The sequence below is a fragment of the Flavobacterium tyrosinilyticum genome, assembly GCF_023656565.1.
Classification (GTDB): Bacteria; Bacteroidota; Bacteroidia; order Flavobacteriales; family Flavobacteriaceae; genus Flavobacterium; species Flavobacterium tyrosinilyticum.
Genome location: NZ_JAMOKG010000003.1, coordinates 1,062,127 through 1,079,137 on the forward strand (window position 1 = coordinate 1,062,127; position 17,011 = coordinate 1,079,137).

Consider the following 17,011-nt stretch of genomic DNA (forward strand, 5'->3'; position numbering starts at 1 on the left):
TCGGTTTACTTTTGTACCGTATTTGGTTTCACTACCACTTTTTCTACTCCGAAATCTTTCAATAGAATGCCTGAATATTTTGTAAATTCTTCTGGCGTATAAAGTTCTTTTGAATCATTTACTAATGCTGTAAATCCTTTCAAATCATTCTTTTTTTCGAACTCTTTTTTCTTGCGCTGTAATATGGTAAATACATGGCTGTTAACGCTCCATTTTCCGTAATCTGCTGCTAATTTTTTACTGGCAAAAAGAAACGGATCGTCATATTGTTTCCCTACTCTTAATCCGGTAATGATTACAAAAGAAATCTCTTCAGAAGCGGCTGCAGATTTCAAATACGTATCGATAACTTCAAATGGTACGTTTCTTTTTCCGTCTAAATAGGCTTGTTTGTAAAAATCAGGATACTCTTTTTCTTGAATTTCTGGACTGTACTTTTTAAAGATTCCTTTTTTGGCCGCTTCTTTCGCGTTTTGAAGCAAGGTTGTAAATTGCTCTACGTCATGAAAACCGCCTGCAATGTCAATTATTTTTCCATCAGAATTCATCAATAAAAAAGTTGGAAAACCAGTAACGCCATATTTCATGCATAGCTTTTTACCGATTTCTTCTTTTAAAATATCCGATTTGAAGGTCACAAAATCAGCATTTAAAACTGCTGCAACTTTTGGATCTGGAAATACTTCTTTGTCCATTTGTGCACAGGGCATACAGCCTGTAAAATACAAATCGACAAAGATTAATTTTTTCTCTGTTTGTGCTTGTTTTTTAGCTTGTTCCCAACTTTCTTGAGTGGATTGCGCTTGTGCTTTTAAGGCAATAGATGGACAGGCAAGCAGCAAAACTGCGCTTGCGATTTTAATAAATCGTTTCATAAAATGTGGTTTTTAGAAACCGAATGAAGAATGAGATTTATACTTCATTCGGTTTTATTTTTAGATTTTTAACTTCCTATCATTATCGAACACGATAAGTAACATCGACAATTTTGCATAAGCCTGAATAACTGCTTTCTAAAATTAAATTACCATTTACAGGAGGTACGGTATACAATTCTAATTTGCCTGTTGTATTGTAAGAACCCACAATTAATTTGCTGATAATCTCCTTTTTACCTCTTTTGCTGAAACCTATATAGGTAATTTCTTCATTTCCTTTATCTAACATTAATTTTGCAGATTGCGTTCCGCTGTCATATTCATACACTTTGTTTCCAACAGTATAAAATAAATAACCAGCATCTGGACTTACGGCAAATTTTGTAGCTTTATCTAAATCAGGCGCATTCAGCATCTCTTTATAATACGTTTGTACGGTACTTGCATTAAAACGAAGCAAATAGAATTTACCTGTTGAAATATTTTTTAATACAGCAAAACTTTCGTTCAAATTGAAATTTGATGTGGTCATATAAACCAGCTCACAGTTGGTATTGTTCCAATCTAATACTGTTGCTGAAGGGGTAACCGGAGGCATTGCCGAACAACTTCCTTTTGAAGTACTATAACGCAGAAAACGATGTTTTTCAACATCAAAAAAGACAGGAGTTCCTGCTGATGAACCTTCTGCGATAAAAGGAGCTGCATAGAAAGTTTTAGTTTCCAGATCTACTTTATTTTGCGGCAATCCATATCTAATTTGCAGTGCTCTATTATAATAATAAATATCACCATCTTTATACAGTAAATTTTCTGATCCAATAGGGCATTTCATAAAATCTACTGCAAAATTGGTTGGAAAACTTCCTCCAACAGTTTCGTATGCAATATTCATGGTCTGATTCCATTCAAAAGAATCGGGTTCTAATCTTGCTGTTCCAGATTCTGACGCTGTTACATAGATTCCATAAATAACACTTCCTGGCAAAGGCCCGCTAAAAGTTTCTACATCTACAGCTTTTCCTTTTAATTTCAATGCAGACCCAGCGGCATCTAACACATCATTAATTATACGTGGCTGCGGAATTCCTGGAATTATAGAAACCATATCTAATCGCGCTTTCCCGTCTACATCTCCCACAACTAGCCACCCTTCATAAATTGAAGAAACTACATTTAAGGTGATAATGGGCTGCTGCCAGTTGATTCCCGTTACTTTATCCTTGATAAAATAATAAAGACTATATTTTGCTGGCGGTAATTTTAAAATACCATCCAAATTTTTTGTGGTCGCAATAGTTGTTCTCGCCTCGTTAACCAATTTTAAAGGATTTACCGCAACCCATTTATATTCATATCGGTCAGGATCTTTGCCGTCATCTAAAGTTGGATTTAATTCGGGTGTAATCTTAAAATAATCTCCCGTATAAACCGTATATTCTTCTTCTATTCCTGTTACATTAAATTCATTGATCTTCTCATAATTGTAATTTCCTTCATCGCTTACACATCCGTATGCCAAGAAGAGAAGTGCTATTATGGCTGTCTGTATTTTTATATTTTTAAACATCGCTTTATATTTTTAAATTAAAGAATGGTTTTAAGGAAATAACATTTCTTTTCCGTCTTCCTCATAAATAGTATTGCCATTCGCTTTCTGATCAGCCAGATAACGTTTCATAAAACTTGCATAATAGAGCGTTTCAGGAATTGAGAGTCCTGGCGAACCTTGAGCCTGATTAAACATTTCTGGATCCAAATTCATGAGCTCGCACATTAAAAAGAATTTTTTTGCGGTAAATACACCAAATACAGCCTGCCAACCTATTGGCTGCATGAGCTTGTCTGTAAATGTCAACTTAAAACGCGTATAATGAATCTTTTTCTGTGTCAAAACATTTGTTATTCTGTCTTTCATATTGACAGTAAAAAATTCGTTTTCTTCCAGATTCAAAACTAATGTTACGGACTTATCTTTTAAATCTAAAGTTCTGTTAACTCTTACAGGAATAGAATCTATTTCTCTACCTGCGTGCAACACAATATTTTCGGGCAAAGAAAAATGTGTGCCTAAAATAGCTGTACTTGAAGGATCAACCGAAACTTTAATTTGACGGTCAACATCGCTTACAGCTCCTTGAACTTGTACGGGAATGCTATAAATTCTTCCGGTAACATTAGATTTATCAAAACTAAAACTGAATCCTGTACTGTCTATAAGCGGTGCGTTGTTGTATGCCGGAAATACAGCAAGCGGAAAATAAATGTTATTGGTAGCTTTATAAGTTTCAATTTCTTCTTTATCGCAAGATGTTAAGCCAAACAGAGAAAAAAGAAGAATGCTTAAAATCAATATTTTTTTCATGATCACTTTTTTTAGTTTTGAAAATTAACTTCCGATTCTGGTAATGGCACTACATATTTAACTGCATTCATGGTAACATTTCCTGAAGAAGCAGAACCATTTGGAATTGCAGTCGAATTGATTCTTTTGTAGTAGAAAAATAATTGTCCTTCACCAATAAATTCTTTTCTATACTCTTTTGTAATTTCTGTAGCCAATACTGCAGTAGCTGCTAAATTGGTCAGACCTCGATTAAATCGAAGTGTATTTAAAAAAGCAATACCATCTGCTGAAACTGGTGCTGTTTCTGCCGCAATAAGATACAGTTCTGAAAGTTTAAACATCGGAATCTGAAAACGGAAAAGTTTCGTTTTGTCTGTTACATCTTCATATTTAAAAAATGTCTTCTGAGTTTTTCCTCCCGAAATTGGAATTTTCCAGCTTGGCAAACTTCTGTAATCATTATCATTAGATTCAAAAACAGCATTTATTCTGCTCAACATTGGAGCATAAATATTAAAATCATCTAAACTTGAATCAAAAAGTGCTTTTTGTTTTAAGTATAAAGTCTGATCGCTAAGAGCAAAGAAGTTTTCTGAAGAAAAAATACGATCTGGATTAGAAGTGTTAGTAGCTTCTAAGAATGGAGTCCAAGTAATAACAGGCTGTCCTTTTACAAAATTAATAACTTCTGTTGCCGTAGCAAAAGCTCCAGTTTTATCTCCAGCATATAAAAGGACTCTGGCTTTTAAACATTTTACAGCCAAAATATTCATTCTTTGTCCGCGATTTACAGAATAATACGGATTCGAATCAAATTCAGTAGAACCCGTATATTTTCCTGTAGTCAATATGGGATCTTTTGCTAAAAGTACAATTGCAGCATCTAAATCGGCTATGATTTTGGCAATAACATCTTGAGCGGGCAAAAGCGGTTTATTTACAGTTACGGCAGCATCGTAATAAGGTATTGAGGGATCTGCTGGTGCTATTTTGTAAATTGGACCGTACAATCTTAACATATCAAAATGCAGCATAGCACGAATGGCGATTGCTTCTCCTTTTAAAATAGCTGTTTTTTCGGCTGAAATAACTTCAGGATGTTCCTCAATACTCTCTAAAAACTTATTTGCAGACAAAACAGTTGTAAAAGCACTTTGCCAAATTCCAGCAAAAGTATTTTTAGAAAGCGTTTCTTCATACGAATACGTCGATATTTTGTTTTTAACATGCGATCCAGACATATTATACTGCTGTCCTAAAATCTCTACCGCATCCATAGTCAGCTGTCTGCCGTAAAGATTATTTACAGCTAGCTGAAGATAAAGTCCATTATGCACATTTTGCACACCCGCTTCAGAACTATAGGCCTGATCTTCTAAAATTTTATCTTGTGGCACAACATCCAAAAAATCACTACAGCTTACTGCAACAAAAGAAGCAATCAAAAGGAATGTAATTTTATATAAATACTTATTCATAATTTCTTTATTAAAATGATAAATTAAGACTCAGAGAATATATTCTTGAGAAAGGATAATCGATACCACGTTCTGCTTTAATTGTCGAAACACGGAAGAATTCGTTTGCGAAAACATTAAATCCTAAAGCAGTTAATCCGTTTCTTTTTAACCAAGCTCTATCTGTTAATCTGTAGCCTAAGCGAATAGATTCTCCAGAGATGTAATCATCTTTTTGGATAAAACGGGATGAGATTGGGGTATTATTGGTTAGTCCGATCGCTTTAAATTGTGCCATCTGTCCAGGAGTTGTCCAACGGTCTGTAAAAGCTCTCACATCTTGATTATCAAAAATATTATCTCTTGATATATTTTCTACTTTGTTGTACAAGGCAGAGTTAAATCTTTCTGCACCAAAACTATAGCGCACAAATAATCCAAAACTAAAACCTTTGTAGTTTAAGTTTGTAGAAACTACTCCTGTAGCGGTTTCTCTAGAATTCCCCATTACTACTTCATCTTTTTTATCCAAAATAAAAGTAGTCTGACCATCTTTCTTTAAGAAAATTTCTCTTCCGGTTGCTGGGTCAATTCCTAATGAAGGTACAGCCCAAAGGTCATTGCTGCTTGCTCCATCATAATATCTCGTTAAACTGGTTGTTTTTTGTGCCTCAGAATTTAAAGAAGCCAATGCATTACCAAAACCTCCAAGTTCATTATCTCCTGTCGTTCCCATTAAACCTATTCCCCAAACAAAATTTCTGCTCAAATCATAGATAAAATTGTAGTTCATTTTTAACTCTAATCCTTGAGTAGTTAAATACCCAACATTTAAAGGATAACCGTTAAGTCCTGTTGAAGCTGCAAGATCGATCGCTACAATCTGTGGAGACGTTTTACGTTTGTAAGCTCCTAGAGTCATCGTAAATCTGTTTCTAAACATAGCCAGATCTAATCCTAAAGACAAATCTTTGGTTCTTTGTGCCTCTAAATTGGGGTTTGCAATTTGAGAGACTCCTAATCCAGGACCAAAAACGTTTGTATTTGGGTTATAAGCATATACATCATAAGAAGCAAAACCCACTAAGTTTTGATTTCCGGTCTGACCGATATTGGCACGAATTTTAAAAATATTGACAATATCTTCATTCATTTTAAACTCATTGTTCAAATTCCATCCAAAACCAATTCCCCAATAAGGCGAATATTTTTTGTTGGTTCCAAAATTGGTCGCTCCAGAAATTGTCTGAGTAAAATCGAATAAAAATCTGCGGTCGTAAGCATAGTTAATCTGGTTAGTCAAATCGACGCTTCTTATCAATTCTGTATAAATTTCTGGTTTGCCATTAGGTTCATATCCAAAAGCAAACGAAGGATTTCCGGGAACTCCAAGAGGAAATCCTCTTAAAAATGATTTATAAGAATTGTTTTTTGTCTCTAAAGCCGAAGCTCTAATTGTATAGTTAAAAGAATGAACATTTTTAAAAACATTTGAGTACGTTGCACCAAGATTTGCATTCCATTTATCGGTAATGGCATCATACCTGTTATACGTTCCTTTTTCTGTCGCAATGTTATTTACAAAACGAGTATCGTCTGGAGAAACAAAAACGACATTGTAGTTATCCAATCTTGAAACAGATAGAGCTCCAGTTGCCTTGATATGCGAGTTTACATCATAATTAATAGCGAAGTTATTCGTAAAATTAAAGTCTTTTCCTTTGTCATAACTTCCTAAAAAGACATTGTAAAGCGGATTAGCCGGATGGTTTACAATGGTTTGTAAACTAGTTAAAGGCAATGACGACCCGTCCATATAACGTGTTATCACTCCATTTTCGTTATACTTTGGATAATACGGACTTGCTTTTGCCCAAGTTTCAAATGAACCGTATGGAGATTCCTGATTCGTTCCTCCTGAAACAAAAAATTGGTTGTTAAGACTTAATTTGTTTTTTCTATAAGTCAAAGTCGTATTATAGCCCCAAGTATCGTGCTCAGAACCTTTCATTGTTCCCGTTAGTGTTTTGTAATTTCCGGCAATGTTAAATCTAAACTCATCAGAGCCTCCGCCAAAATTCAAACTGTGTCCAGAAGTAATTCCCATCTGGATCGGTTCGTTTAACCAATACGTATCTACACCCCTTTTTACAGCTGCCAAACGTCTGTTATATTCTTTATCCCAAGTTAATGGAGTTGATTCTGTAGTTCCATCCTTAACAATGAATGCGCCTGAAAGTCTTTCAAATTCTAATTTTTGCGCTGCATTCATTAAATGATAAACACTTAAGTCTGCTAATTCATAAGAAGAATTATACACATAATTAAACTGCAGTTTTCCTGGAAGAGGTTTATTGGTTTCAATAACCACAACTCCATTTGCAGATCGCGAACCGTATAACGCTGTAGATGCCGCATCTTTTAATAAAGTGATGCTTGCAATTCTATTAATATCCAAATCGACAACTTGCTGTAGCGTAGTTGGAAATCCGTCCAAAATAAACAAAGGTTGATTTGGATCATCTCTAAACTGACTGTCAACCTGATTGGCCGTTAAACTTGTCTGTCCTCTCACCTCGATTGTTGGCAGAATATTAGGGTTTGAACCTGCAATATTATTATTAACCACAATAAAAGATGGATCTAATGATTTTAAAGCCTGAACTGCATTTTGAGTAGAAATCTGTCTTAGTTCCTCACCTCTAAAAACAGTAACTGCACCCGTAATTAATTCTTTCTTACGCACCGTAACCCCTGTATTTACTACAACTCCAACAAGTTCTTTAGTTTCTTGTGCTAGTGTAATATTGATTACTTTTCTTTTGTTTATCTCCACTACCTGCGCTTTGTGCCCGATATAGGTAAACAAAATTTGTCCATCTTCTGGCGCACTAATTGTATATTTTCCGTCAAAATCGGTTTGCACAGCAACATTTGTACCTCTTACTTTAATGTTAACTCCTGGCAGTGGCTCTTTGGCTTCATTGGTAACTGTTCCTTTAATTTCGATTATTTTAGATTGAACGACAACTTTCTCTGCTTTTCTTTCTTTTACAATAATCGTATTTCCAGCAGAAAAACTAAAATCAAAATCTTTATCAGAGAAACTGGCTTCTAATAAATCATTTACCTTAATTTTTCCTTTTTTTAAATGTACTTTAGGCAATTTTTTAAATAAATCTTCCTGATAAATAAAAGTATAATTGGTCTGTTTTGTAATGATGTCAAAAACTTCGTCAACAGATACTGTTTTATCAGCTGTAATTACAACTTTCGTGTTTTGTGAAAATAGATTTACGGGAGAAAAACCAAAAATTGTAGTACAAAACAAGAAGATAAAAGTTCTCATAATGTTAATAATTAGCCGCTTTCTAAAATAGAAATAGGCACTGGTTAATTTAAATTTCATAAATTTACATGTTAATTGGTTGGTTGGTTAATAAAACTGACTTACTGGCTGATACACAGAAAGGGATAAAGCGCAGTACGGTGAGAGGTCTAAACTTTAATCCCTTTTCTTTTTTATTTGATTATAATTTTATTGTCTTTTTTCTCATAGGCATTAATAAAATTAATATTCTTGATCGTGGTTAATATGTCTTCCAATTTCTGATTCTTATTTAAAACCCCATTAAACTTGACATTGCCAAGCGCTGGATCTGCAAAGACAATATCAACATCGTACCATCTTGACAATACTCTCGCAATATCTTTTAGAGGCATTCCTTTAAACACGAACAAACCTTTTCTCCAAGAAATTTCATTATAGACATCAACTTCAGAAACATTAATATTTCCGTTATATTCTGTTATTTTAGATTGCTGGTTTGGAGTCAGAATTTGTTTTTTACTAGTATTGCTAACTGCTACAACTCCTTTGACCAAAGTGGTATAAATAGCAGATTCGTCTCTATAAGCTTTAATATTAAATTCGGTTCCAATTACTTCTACATTCTGATTTTCAGTTTTTACTTTAAATCTCGAACCTTTATGTTTGGTACTTGGAGATACTTCAAAATAAGCTTCTCCATAAACCAATTCTACTTGTCTGGTTTGGCCATCAACAAAAGCAACAGGATATTTTAATTGTGATTCCGAATTCAGCCACACTTTGGTACTGTCTGCCAGCTGTACAAAAAACTGCCCGCCCCTCGGAATCGTTAAAAGGTTATTGGCAATTGCTGCAGATTTTCCGTTTGAATTGTAAACTAACTTTTCTCCGTTACTAGAAGCATTGCCTTTGGTATATGATTTTCCTTTTTCTAAGGCTATAACAGAGCCGTCTTCTAAAGTCAGAGTTGCTTTATCGCTTCCAATTAAGATTTCTTTGTGCGCCACTTGCGGAGTCTCAATCTTAAGCGGATTTGTTTTATTAATGATTAATGAAATTGAAATCAGCAATAATAATGATGCCGCCATAACAGTCAATTTGAAAGCTGTCTTAGTATAAAATGGCTGTATTGATCTTATTGGAGTTTCTTCAGATTGAATGGCATTTTGAAGACGGTTTCTCATTCTAAATTCTAATTCTTCTTTAGAACCCAAAGCTTCGTCCCAATCTTTATCTGTCTGGAAACTTTCATAATAATTCAATAATTTATTATTCTCCTCGAGATTGGTATCACCGGAAAGATATCTATTTAGTAACAGTAAGAAATCCTCTTTTTTCATTTTTTATTGTATTATTTCGGGAGTATATAGAGTAAGTAACCAAAAAGGAATATACCCCCTAGTCCAAATTGTTTTTTTTTGATTTTTTTTTGAAAAAGAATTAAAAAGAAGAAAAAACCACACATCATCACCAACCACTGCATTTTTATTTCCGCTAAAAGATATTTTTTGTGAGCCATAAAATGATGGCCATACTCATGCTTTCGCCCATCGAAGTGCGAATGGTATTCAAAGCTTTTGTAATATGGTTTTCGACTGTTTTTGTAGAAATATTAAGTCGTTCGGCAATTTCTTTATGACTCAGCTGTTCTTCACGACTCAGCTTATAAACGGCTTGGCATTTTTCTGGAAGCGATTCGATAATTAAATTCAGCTGTTGCACCAATTCGTTGTGCATTAATTGCGTTTCTGGAGTTGTAGATAAGAAACGTTTTTCTACATCATCAAAAAGTTCGACGTGAACTTTGTCTTTATTTTTTCTCAAATGATTAAAAACCTGATATCTCGCGCAGGCATACATATACCCTTTAAGTGAAATATGAATTTCGATTTTTTCGCGGTTGTGCCAGATATTCATGAAAATATCTTGAATAATATCTTCGCACAATTCTTTGTCTTTAATCACATTGTAAGCAGACATAAAAAGGGCCTGCCAAAATTTATTATACAATTCTGTCAATGCCAATTCATCGCCGTCGCGAAGACGATCGATTAAAATCTGATCCTGATTTAAAATTGAATTTGGCAATGATTGGTTGTTTATGGAGATTGAATAATTCGCAACAAACTTAATAAATTCCGTTAATAATCCTAATTTGTTCCCATCAACACATCTTTATTTTTGCAAGAAAACATAATTTCATAAATAAAAAAACCTTATAAATTTTTCAATTCTACCCATAAAACCTTCATGTTTTTTAAGCTTAAGTAAGATTCAGGATTAAAATAAAATGAATATTTTAAAATAATAGATTTAAAACGCTGTTGCGTTAATATTGTATTTTTATTAAATTTCAAAAAAATACCGTAGCCAATTTCTTTAAATATAAAATTGAGTCTTTTCAGGCTATCTTTTTTAACTCAAAATTTCTTAAATAAAAAAGAAACATAAAATTAGACACGAATAAAAACAGATTCGCTATCGCGAAGACACACATAAAAACTGATTTTTAAAAATCTCTGTTAATCTGCGTTTTCGCGATAGCGAATCTGTTTCTGCATTCAAATTTAGTTTCCCTTAAAAAACAATTCTTTCTAATTAATAATAAATATTCAAGATAATATTCGACTTTGAACTGTCAATAATTTTTTCAAGTCGTTTAAAAAAAACTTCACTAACCATGGGACAACCTTGGCTAAGGGCAATATAATGATCCTGTTCTCCTTCTGGAACTGCCGAATACGAATGCAATACAATCATTCTTTTAACGGCATTATTATTCGTTTGGTCTAGCCCTTTTAAAACATAAGCTTTTCCAAACATTCCTCTATACGATTTTCCTATTGCATAACATCCAAGCGAAGTACATTTAGAATTCGGTTCGTTGCTAAATTTCAATTCTCCTTTTACACCCGTTTCAGAACCTGCGCCATTTGCTACTAAACCTTCATCAATTACTTTGTCGTTTTCAAGATCATAAACAAAGAATCTATTTTTACCCGATTTAATTCTCATATCAATAAAAAATGCGATTTTAGAATTATAAACTCCAGAAGCGCTCATTTTTTTTACATTTTCAATCTGTTGATTAAAACGTTCTATATCAGAATCCTCTATCGCATTTTCTTCTTTTGGTTTTGGGTTGCCAAAAACACACGCTGTTATTAGGATTATTATACTTACTATTTTCATAAACCTTTCATTTTTAAAACATTCAAAATCAATTATTTGACAATGCAAAATTAAAATGAGAGTTCCGAAAAAATGTTTCCTAAAAGTCTAAAAAACAACAGAATAAGGTATTTCTTTTAGCATAAATATCACTATTATTCCATTAAAAAAGGTTAATTTTGGACTACTGAATAAACTAAATTTAGCAAAAACAAACAGTCCAGATGCTTCGACCTTGGCCATTACAAATTCATTTAGATAAAAAATCAGATAAAGCGATTTACCTGCAGATTGCCGATGCTGTAATTGACGCTATCAAAACAGGAAAACTGGTCAACGGAAATGCATTGCCAGGAAGCAGACAATTGGCTGAATTACTGAAAGTAAATCGAAATACTGTTGTAGAAGCTTTAGATGTTTTAACTGCCGAAGGATGGCTAGTAACCATTGACAGAAAAGGAACTTTTGTAACAGAATCGTTGCCAAAAATCAGTCATTCGTCAGAAAATAAAAAAGAGCAAAAAGTTCAAATTGAAGATTCTAAAAGTTTTTTAGTTTTTGATGATGGACTTCCTGATAGCCGATTGGCACCAATGAATGATTTGGCTAGAGCGTATCGCGAATTATTTAGCCGAAAATCACGCTGGCAGATTATGGGTTACAGCAGCGAGTTGGGAAATTTAGAATTTAGAAAATCCATTGCTCAAATGCTCAATTTTAAACGCGGCATGAGTATTTCGCACGATCAAATCTGTATTACACGAGGAAGCCAAATGGCGATGTATCTTGCCTCTCATTGCATTTTAAAATCAGGCGATTTTGTTTTGGTTGAAAATCCTGGGTACAAACCAGCTTGGGAAGCTTTTGAAAATGCAGGTGCAACTCTACTTCCTGTAAATATAGAATCGGACGGATTGGATATCGATCAAGTCGAAAAATATTTGCAGCATAAAAATATAAAAGCCATTTATGTTACACCCCATCATCAATTTCCAACTACTGTTACTTTGTCTCTAAAAAAGAGATTAAAATTAATCGAACTTTCCAACCAATATCATTTTACAATTATCGAAGACGATTACGATAATGAATTTCATTTCGGACTAAGACCAATACTTCCTATTTCGAGTTATTCGGGTCTGAAAAACTATATTTATATTGGCACTTTCAGCAAAATTGTAGCTCCTGCGCTACGTATTGGATATTTAGTCAGTTCGCATGAGAACGTTTTAAAGATTGGAAATCATAGAAAAATCATCGATGTCCAAGGTGACAATATTATGGAAGAAGCAATTTTAAGCCTTATTAATGAAGGCAAAATAAAGCGTCATCTTAAAAAAGCCAATTTGGTTTATAAAAGCAAACGAGACTTCTTCGAAAACTTGTTAAATCAATATCTTCAAAATAAAATTACGTTCACCAAACCAGAAGGCGGACTTGCATTTTGGATTGTTCCAAAAGAAGATTGTAATGTTTTAGAAATTTTTGAAAAGCTAAAATCGCAAGACATTCAAATTATGAGTCCAAACCGATTTAGTTTTGATGAAACGATTAAAGGGTTTCGTTTGGGCTATGCTTCTCTTTCAGAAAAACAAATGGAAGAGGGAATTATAGCGCTTTCTAAATTGTTGTGAAAAAATTTTAGTAATAGGGACTAAAAATTAGACGCAGATTTTACGGATTTGCTATCGCAAAGACGCGGAAAAAAACTGATTTTAAAATCTGCGTAAATCCGCGTTTTCGCGATAGCGAATCTGTTTTATCAGTGTTCAATTAACTATACATAAAAGACTAAAAATTAGATAAAGTATATGTCTCAAAAAATAGAAACTAAAATTAGACGCAGATTTTACGAATTTGCTATCGCAAAGACGCGGAAAAAAAACTGATTTTTAAAATCTGTGTAAATCCGCGTTTTCGCGATAGCAAATTCGTAAAATCTGCGTTCAATTAAGTTAGTTACAGTTTTCCATCTCTATAATAGAAAACCCATTTTCGAGAATCTGATTTTCTACTTCAATCGGCGCTTTATCAATATGGCAAAAACGACATTCTTTAGAAGACAAAGTCTGTCCTTCTTGTGCAACACTTTTCAGGTACTTTTTTCCATATTCGTATACCTGCTCTGCATCGTTAACATTTTCGTCTACCAAAATATCAAAGTGCATAATTTTTCCGTCTTTACGGGTTACATAGGTATCCCAAACTGCTATTTTCATATTTTTTAGTTTCTAAGTTACTAAGCCTCTAAGGGACTAAGTTTTATTGTTTTATGATGCAAATTTACATTGGATTTAAAAGTTGAAAATCATCCAGTTTTTTCATTTTTTGAGATGTACTGGTCCAGTAGAATTTTGTGGTTTCCATTTAATTTTGCAATATGAAAAACGATATTATTTTTAATTTAATTAAAGTGCATCAACGCATTGAAAATGCTTGTAAGATTGCTGAAAGAAATCCTGAAGATGTACAGCTTTTATTGGCAACCAAAACTGTTCCTGCCGAAAAAATACGAATCGCGATAGAAGCTGGCGAAACTTTAATGGGCGAAAACAAAATGCAGGAATTGCGAGATAAAAATGAGGTGTTGAAAAACCTACCTATTGAAAGGCATTTTATTGGACATCTCCAAACGAACAAAGTAAAAGATGTTTTGAAATATGTTACCTGCATTCAATCTTTGGACAGAATCAATTTGGCTGATGAATTGCACAAACAGCTTCAAAACCAAAATAGAAAATTGGATGTTTTTGTTCAAGTCAATACTTCTTACGAAGAAAGCAAATTCGGATTGGCACCAGAAGACGTTTTATCTTTCATTAAAAAAATAAAAACGTACGAAACTTTGAATATTAAAGGTTTAATGAGTATTGGGCTCTTGGATGTTGAAAAAGAAAAAATGATTCCGTCGTTACGACTTCTAAGAACCATACGAGATGAGATTTATTCAGAAAGGATCGAAGGCTTACAAGACTTAAAACTTTCTATGGGAATGTCTCAAGATTTGGAACTCGCCATTGCAGAAGGCTCTAATATGGTAAGAATTGGCACGTCAATTTTTGGAAACCGTTTTTTAGGAAAAGAAATCTGGAACGAAAACATTGCAGAATAAAACTTAATTTTGCAGCAAATTAAAAGTAGATGAACCTGAATGATCTTACCGTAATTGATACTGAAAAAATTGCTTTAGACGATTTGTTTTTTAGCGAAGAAAATAAAGCTGCTTTGCTTCAGATTATCAAAGAACATCAATATATCGAAGAATTAAAGCAATATAATCTTAAAGTTGATAACAAGATTTTACTGCACGGTAATTCTGGCTGCGGTAAAACTACAACCGCAAAAGCGATTGCCCATACTTTAAACAAAAAGATTATCATTGTCAACCTCAGCACTGTTGTCGATTCTAGGATAGGCGAAACTTCTAAAAACTTAAAAGCTATTTTTGATAAAGCTATTCGTGAAAGAGCCGTTTTATTCTTAGATGAATTTGACCAAATTGGAAAAAGCCGTGACAGCGATGACAAAGATGTTGGCGAAATGAGGCGTTTGGTCAACACTATAATCCAGCTTTTTGATTATTTCCCTTCAGATAGTTTATTGATCTGCGCAACCAATCATTACGAAATAATAGATAGCGCTTTACTGCGAAGATTTCAGCTTCGTTTGAAATATGAAATGCCTTCAGAAAAACAGTTGGATATTTATTATGATAAAATCTTGAACGGTTTTCCTGAACATTTCCAGAATATCGAAAGACGCTATTCTATTTCTTATGCCGAAGCTTTAGATTATATCAATACCACGATGAAAAAGCAGATTATTGCTGCACTAGATTCTAACACATAAAAATTCTCAAATTTCACCAACGAAACGTTCCTACGGAACGTAATTGAATTGGACGCCATTTTTTTTCTACCGATGAAACGTTCCTACGGAACGTAAATTGATGCGTGAATTTTAATTTTAGAAAATGCTATAATAAAAAAACCCGCTGACACTACAGCGGGTTTTCATTGGGCGGAGTTTTATATAATAGAATGAATAGTGTACTAAATTTATAGTCCTCTTGTCAACCAGCCTTTTTTGTTGGCTGTTGCAATGGCATAAGGCGCAATCCAGAATAAACTGAAAGTGTAAAAAACACTGTAAGAATAAGCCCAGAAAGATTCTGAAAGTGTATATCTTTTTGCGTAAAATAACATTGAAAAACTTGAAAAGATTAAGATTGCCATTAATGTTGAACTTAAAAATAACACGGGGTGTACCGCGATAAAGTAAAACATAAACAATAGAAATGGATACGTCATTGCAATTTTAAAAAACTGATTTAAAAACAGCATTCTTGGTCCAAATTTTGAATCTTTTCTAAAATCTTTGAAAACAAATTTTGCCATCATAAGATTTTCACGAACGTTACTTCTTGCCCATCTAATGAACATTTTGTATAATCCTTTATACTCTTCTGGAACATTGGTTAATACCACTGCATTTCTTTGAAATTTCACTTCAAAACCTTGTTTCAAAATCATATTGGTAAGAGCGCGGTCTTCTCCAATATCTGATGGCTGACCCATAAAAGTTTGGTTGATCCATTCTGGAAGACAGTTGAAAACGGCATCTCTTTTGTACGCTGCCAAAGCACCTGGTGTACATAATACAGAACCTAATTCACTTTCCGCAGAACGTTGGAATTCGAAACTCATTACGAAACTTACATTAAGCATTTTTGGCAAAATCGCTTTTTTGTTGTTCAAAACCTGAACGTTTCCTGCAACGGCACCACATTTTTTGTTTACTACAAATGGGCTAACTAGGTTTCTTAGAGTATCTTTTTTTACAATAGAATCACTATCTACAGTTACAAAAATTTCTCCTGTTCCTAATTTAAATCCTCTGTATAACGCTTGGCGTTTTCCTTGGTTTTTAGGCTGCTGAAAAATCGTTACACGATCTCCTAATTTTGCTTTTGCTTCTTGCATCCAATACCAAGTATCATCTTTACTTCCATCGTCAATAGCCAAAAGCTGTAATTTTTCTGCTGGATAATCGCTTTCTGCAAGGCTCAATAAAGTGTCCCAAACTAGTTTTCCTTCATTGTATGCTGGAACGATAATCGTACACGTTGGCAATAAATCGTCTGAAACCGACGGAATTGCTTTATATCTTAAGTACAAATAAGAGCTATATAAGAAAACTCCTGTTTGATAGAAAAACAATATTGTTGTGATTATTAAAAATGGCAATCCCCAAGTCGAAGCAATTCTTTCAAAATGAAATTGTTCGAAATCGTCTTGCAATTGGATTACCATAAAGACACCTGCAATTAATAATAAGAATGTTGCAATAAGAACCGCTAATCCGAAAGGACTTGTTGGTCTTTCTACATGTACTTTTTGTGATTTTTCGTTGGTTCTAAAAAAAGAACCGTTTAATGTTTTTTCGCTGATAGCTGAACTGCTGTTCGCATAAAATTGTTCTGAGATAATTGTTTCGCTTTTCATGCTTATACTCCTTTTTTAATTTCCTTAATTGGGCTTTTAGCAAAATCTTCTTCCTTTCAAAAACGGATACATTAGAGATTTTGACATTAACACAATTTGCAAGCGGCATGCCAATACGGTTTTAAACTGGTATAGAGCTATTTAGAAAAACAAGACCAAAAAAGAGTGTGTAATTATTTCACACTTTTTGGATACGGGTATACACTAAAAAGATGTTTTTTAAATGAAAGAAGTGAGATTCCAGAAGGGTTTACAGTATTTTCTGTTCTATTTGGTAAAAGAAATACGAATCTCAAAAAGCATGTCTTAAAAACATAAAATAA

General features: G+C 33.6%; 13 protein-coding genes. 3 read left to right on the forward strand and 10 right to left on the reverse strand.

Going from position 1 to position 17,011, the window contains the following annotated elements; genetic code table 11:
• Positions 1–5 precede the first annotated feature (5 nt).
• From NCC77_RS18820 to NCC77_RS18855, 8 genes are all read right to left on the reverse strand, one after another.
• On the reverse strand, positions 6–875 hold the full coding sequence (locus tag NCC77_RS18820; RefSeq protein ID WP_250836978.1) for a thioredoxin family protein: 870 nt from the start codon (positions 873–875) through the stop codon (positions 6–8).
• An 82-nt stretch (positions 876–957) separates the two neighbouring features.
• Positions 958–2,448 (reverse strand): PKD-like family lipoprotein, encoded by a 1,491-nt coding sequence (locus NCC77_RS18825; RefSeq protein ID WP_250836979.1) that lies wholly within the window; start codon positions 2,446–2,448, stop codon positions 958–960.
• A 30-nt stretch (positions 2,449–2,478) separates the two neighbouring features.
• Entirely contained in the window at positions 2,479–3,243 is a 765-nt protein-coding gene (locus NCC77_RS18830; RefSeq protein WP_250836980.1) for a DUF4843 domain-containing protein, read from the reverse strand.
• 11 nt (positions 3,244–3,254) lie between these two features.
• Complete coding sequence (locus NCC77_RS18835; protein WP_250836981.1) at positions 3,255–4,703, reverse strand: RagB/SusD family nutrient uptake outer membrane protein; 1,449 nt, start codon at positions 4,701–4,703, stop codon at positions 3,255–3,257.
• A gap of 10 nt (positions 4,704–4,713) precedes the next feature.
• Positions 4,714–8,031: a SusC/RagA family TonB-linked outer membrane protein gene (locus NCC77_RS18840; RefSeq protein ID WP_250836982.1), complete on the reverse strand. Its 3,318-nt coding sequence runs from the start codon at positions 8,029–8,031 to the stop codon at positions 4,714–4,716.
• Positions 8,032–8,204: 173 nt separating this feature from the next.
• The gene (locus NCC77_RS18845; protein WP_250836983.1) at positions 8,205–9,353 is read right to left on the reverse strand and encodes a FecR family protein; all 1,149 of its coding nucleotides are present in this window, start codon (positions 9,351–9,353) and stop codon (positions 8,205–8,207) included.
• Between the two features lie 154 nt (positions 9,354–9,507).
• Positions 9,508–10,101, reverse strand: coding sequence for an RNA polymerase sigma factor (locus NCC77_RS18850; protein ID WP_250836984.1), 594 nt, complete (start codon positions 10,099–10,101; stop codon positions 9,508–9,510).
• Between the two features lie 510 nt (positions 10,102–10,611).
• Positions 10,612–11,205, reverse strand: a complete 594-nt coding sequence (locus NCC77_RS18855; protein ID WP_250836985.1) for a murein L,D-transpeptidase catalytic domain-containing protein — start codon at positions 11,203–11,205, stop codon at positions 10,612–10,614.
• 203 nt (positions 11,206–11,408) lie between these two features.
• On the opposite strand from NCC77_RS18855, the gene pdxR reads away from it, so the two are divergent.
• Positions 11,409–12,818 carry a MocR-like pyridoxine biosynthesis transcription factor PdxR gene (pdxR, locus tag NCC77_RS18860; protein WP_250836986.1) on the forward strand — a complete coding sequence of 470 codons (1,410 nt, stop codon included), beginning with the start codon at positions 11,409–11,411 and terminating at the stop codon, positions 12,816–12,818.
• 321 nt (positions 12,819–13,139) lie between these two features.
• Here pdxR and NCC77_RS18865 read toward each other — a convergent pair whose 3' ends face one another.
• Entirely contained in the window at positions 13,140–13,403 is a 264-nt protein-coding gene (locus NCC77_RS18865) for a DUF2024 family protein (RefSeq protein WP_250836987.1), read from the reverse strand.
• Positions 13,404–13,564: 161 nt separating this feature from the next.
• On the opposite strand from NCC77_RS18865, the gene NCC77_RS18870 reads away from it, so the two are divergent.
• Positions 13,565–14,296: a YggS family pyridoxal phosphate-dependent enzyme gene (locus NCC77_RS18870; protein WP_250836988.1), complete on the forward strand. Its 732-nt coding sequence runs from the start codon at positions 13,565–13,567 to the stop codon at positions 14,294–14,296.
• Between the two features lie 29 nt (positions 14,297–14,325).
• Positions 14,326–15,033 (forward strand): AAA family ATPase, encoded by a 708-nt coding sequence (locus NCC77_RS18875; RefSeq protein ID WP_250836989.1) that lies wholly within the window; start codon positions 14,326–14,328, stop codon positions 15,031–15,033.
• A gap of 209 nt (positions 15,034–15,242) precedes the next feature.
• Here the strand turns inward: NCC77_RS18875 and NCC77_RS18880 are convergent, their stop codons facing one another.
• Entirely contained in the window at positions 15,243–16,688 is a 1,446-nt protein-coding gene (locus NCC77_RS18880; RefSeq protein ID WP_250836990.1) for a glycosyltransferase family 2 protein, read from the reverse strand.
• Between the last annotated feature and the right edge of the window lie 323 nt (positions 16,689–17,011).

Coding starts and splice junctions, on each gene's coding strand:
- NCC77_RS18875 (WP_250836989.1), top strand. CDS start 14,326: ATGAACCTGAATGATCTTACCGTAATTGATACTGAAAAAATTGCTTTA.
- NCC77_RS18830 (WP_250836980.1), bottom strand. CDS start 3,243: ATGAAAAAAATATTGATTTTAAGCATTCTTCTTTTTTCTCTGTTTGGC.
- NCC77_RS18865 (WP_250836987.1), bottom strand. CDS start 13,403: ATGAAAATAGCAGTTTGGGATACCTATGTAACCCGTAAAGACGGAAAA.
- NCC77_RS18870 (WP_250836988.1), top strand. CDS start 13,565: ATGAAAAACGATATTATTTTTAATTTAATTAAAGTGCATCAACGCATT.
- pdxR (WP_250836986.1), top strand. CDS start 11,409: ATGCTTCGACCTTGGCCATTACAAATTCATTTAGATAAAAAATCAGAT.
- NCC77_RS18835 (WP_250836981.1), bottom strand. CDS start 4,703: ATGAATAAGTATTTATATAAAATTACATTCCTTTTGATTGCTTCTTTT.
- NCC77_RS18820 (WP_250836978.1), bottom strand. CDS start 875: ATGAAACGATTTATTAAAATCGCAAGCGCAGTTTTGCTGCTTGCCTGT.
- NCC77_RS18845 (WP_250836983.1), bottom strand. CDS start 9,353: ATGAAAAAAGAGGATTTCTTACTGTTACTAAATAGATATCTTTCCGGT.
- NCC77_RS18855 (WP_250836985.1), bottom strand. CDS start 11,205: ATGAAAATAGTAAGTATAATAATCCTAATAACAGCGTGTGTTTTTGGC.
- NCC77_RS18880 (WP_250836990.1), bottom strand. CDS start 16,688: ATGAAAAGCGAAACAATTATCTCAGAACAATTTTATGCGAACAGCAGT.
- NCC77_RS18825 (WP_250836979.1), bottom strand. CDS start 2,448: ATGTTTAAAAATATAAAAATACAGACAGCCATAATAGCACTTCTCTTC.
- NCC77_RS18840 (WP_250836982.1), bottom strand. CDS start 8,031: ATGAGAACTTTTATCTTCTTGTTTTGTACTACAATTTTTGGTTTTTCT.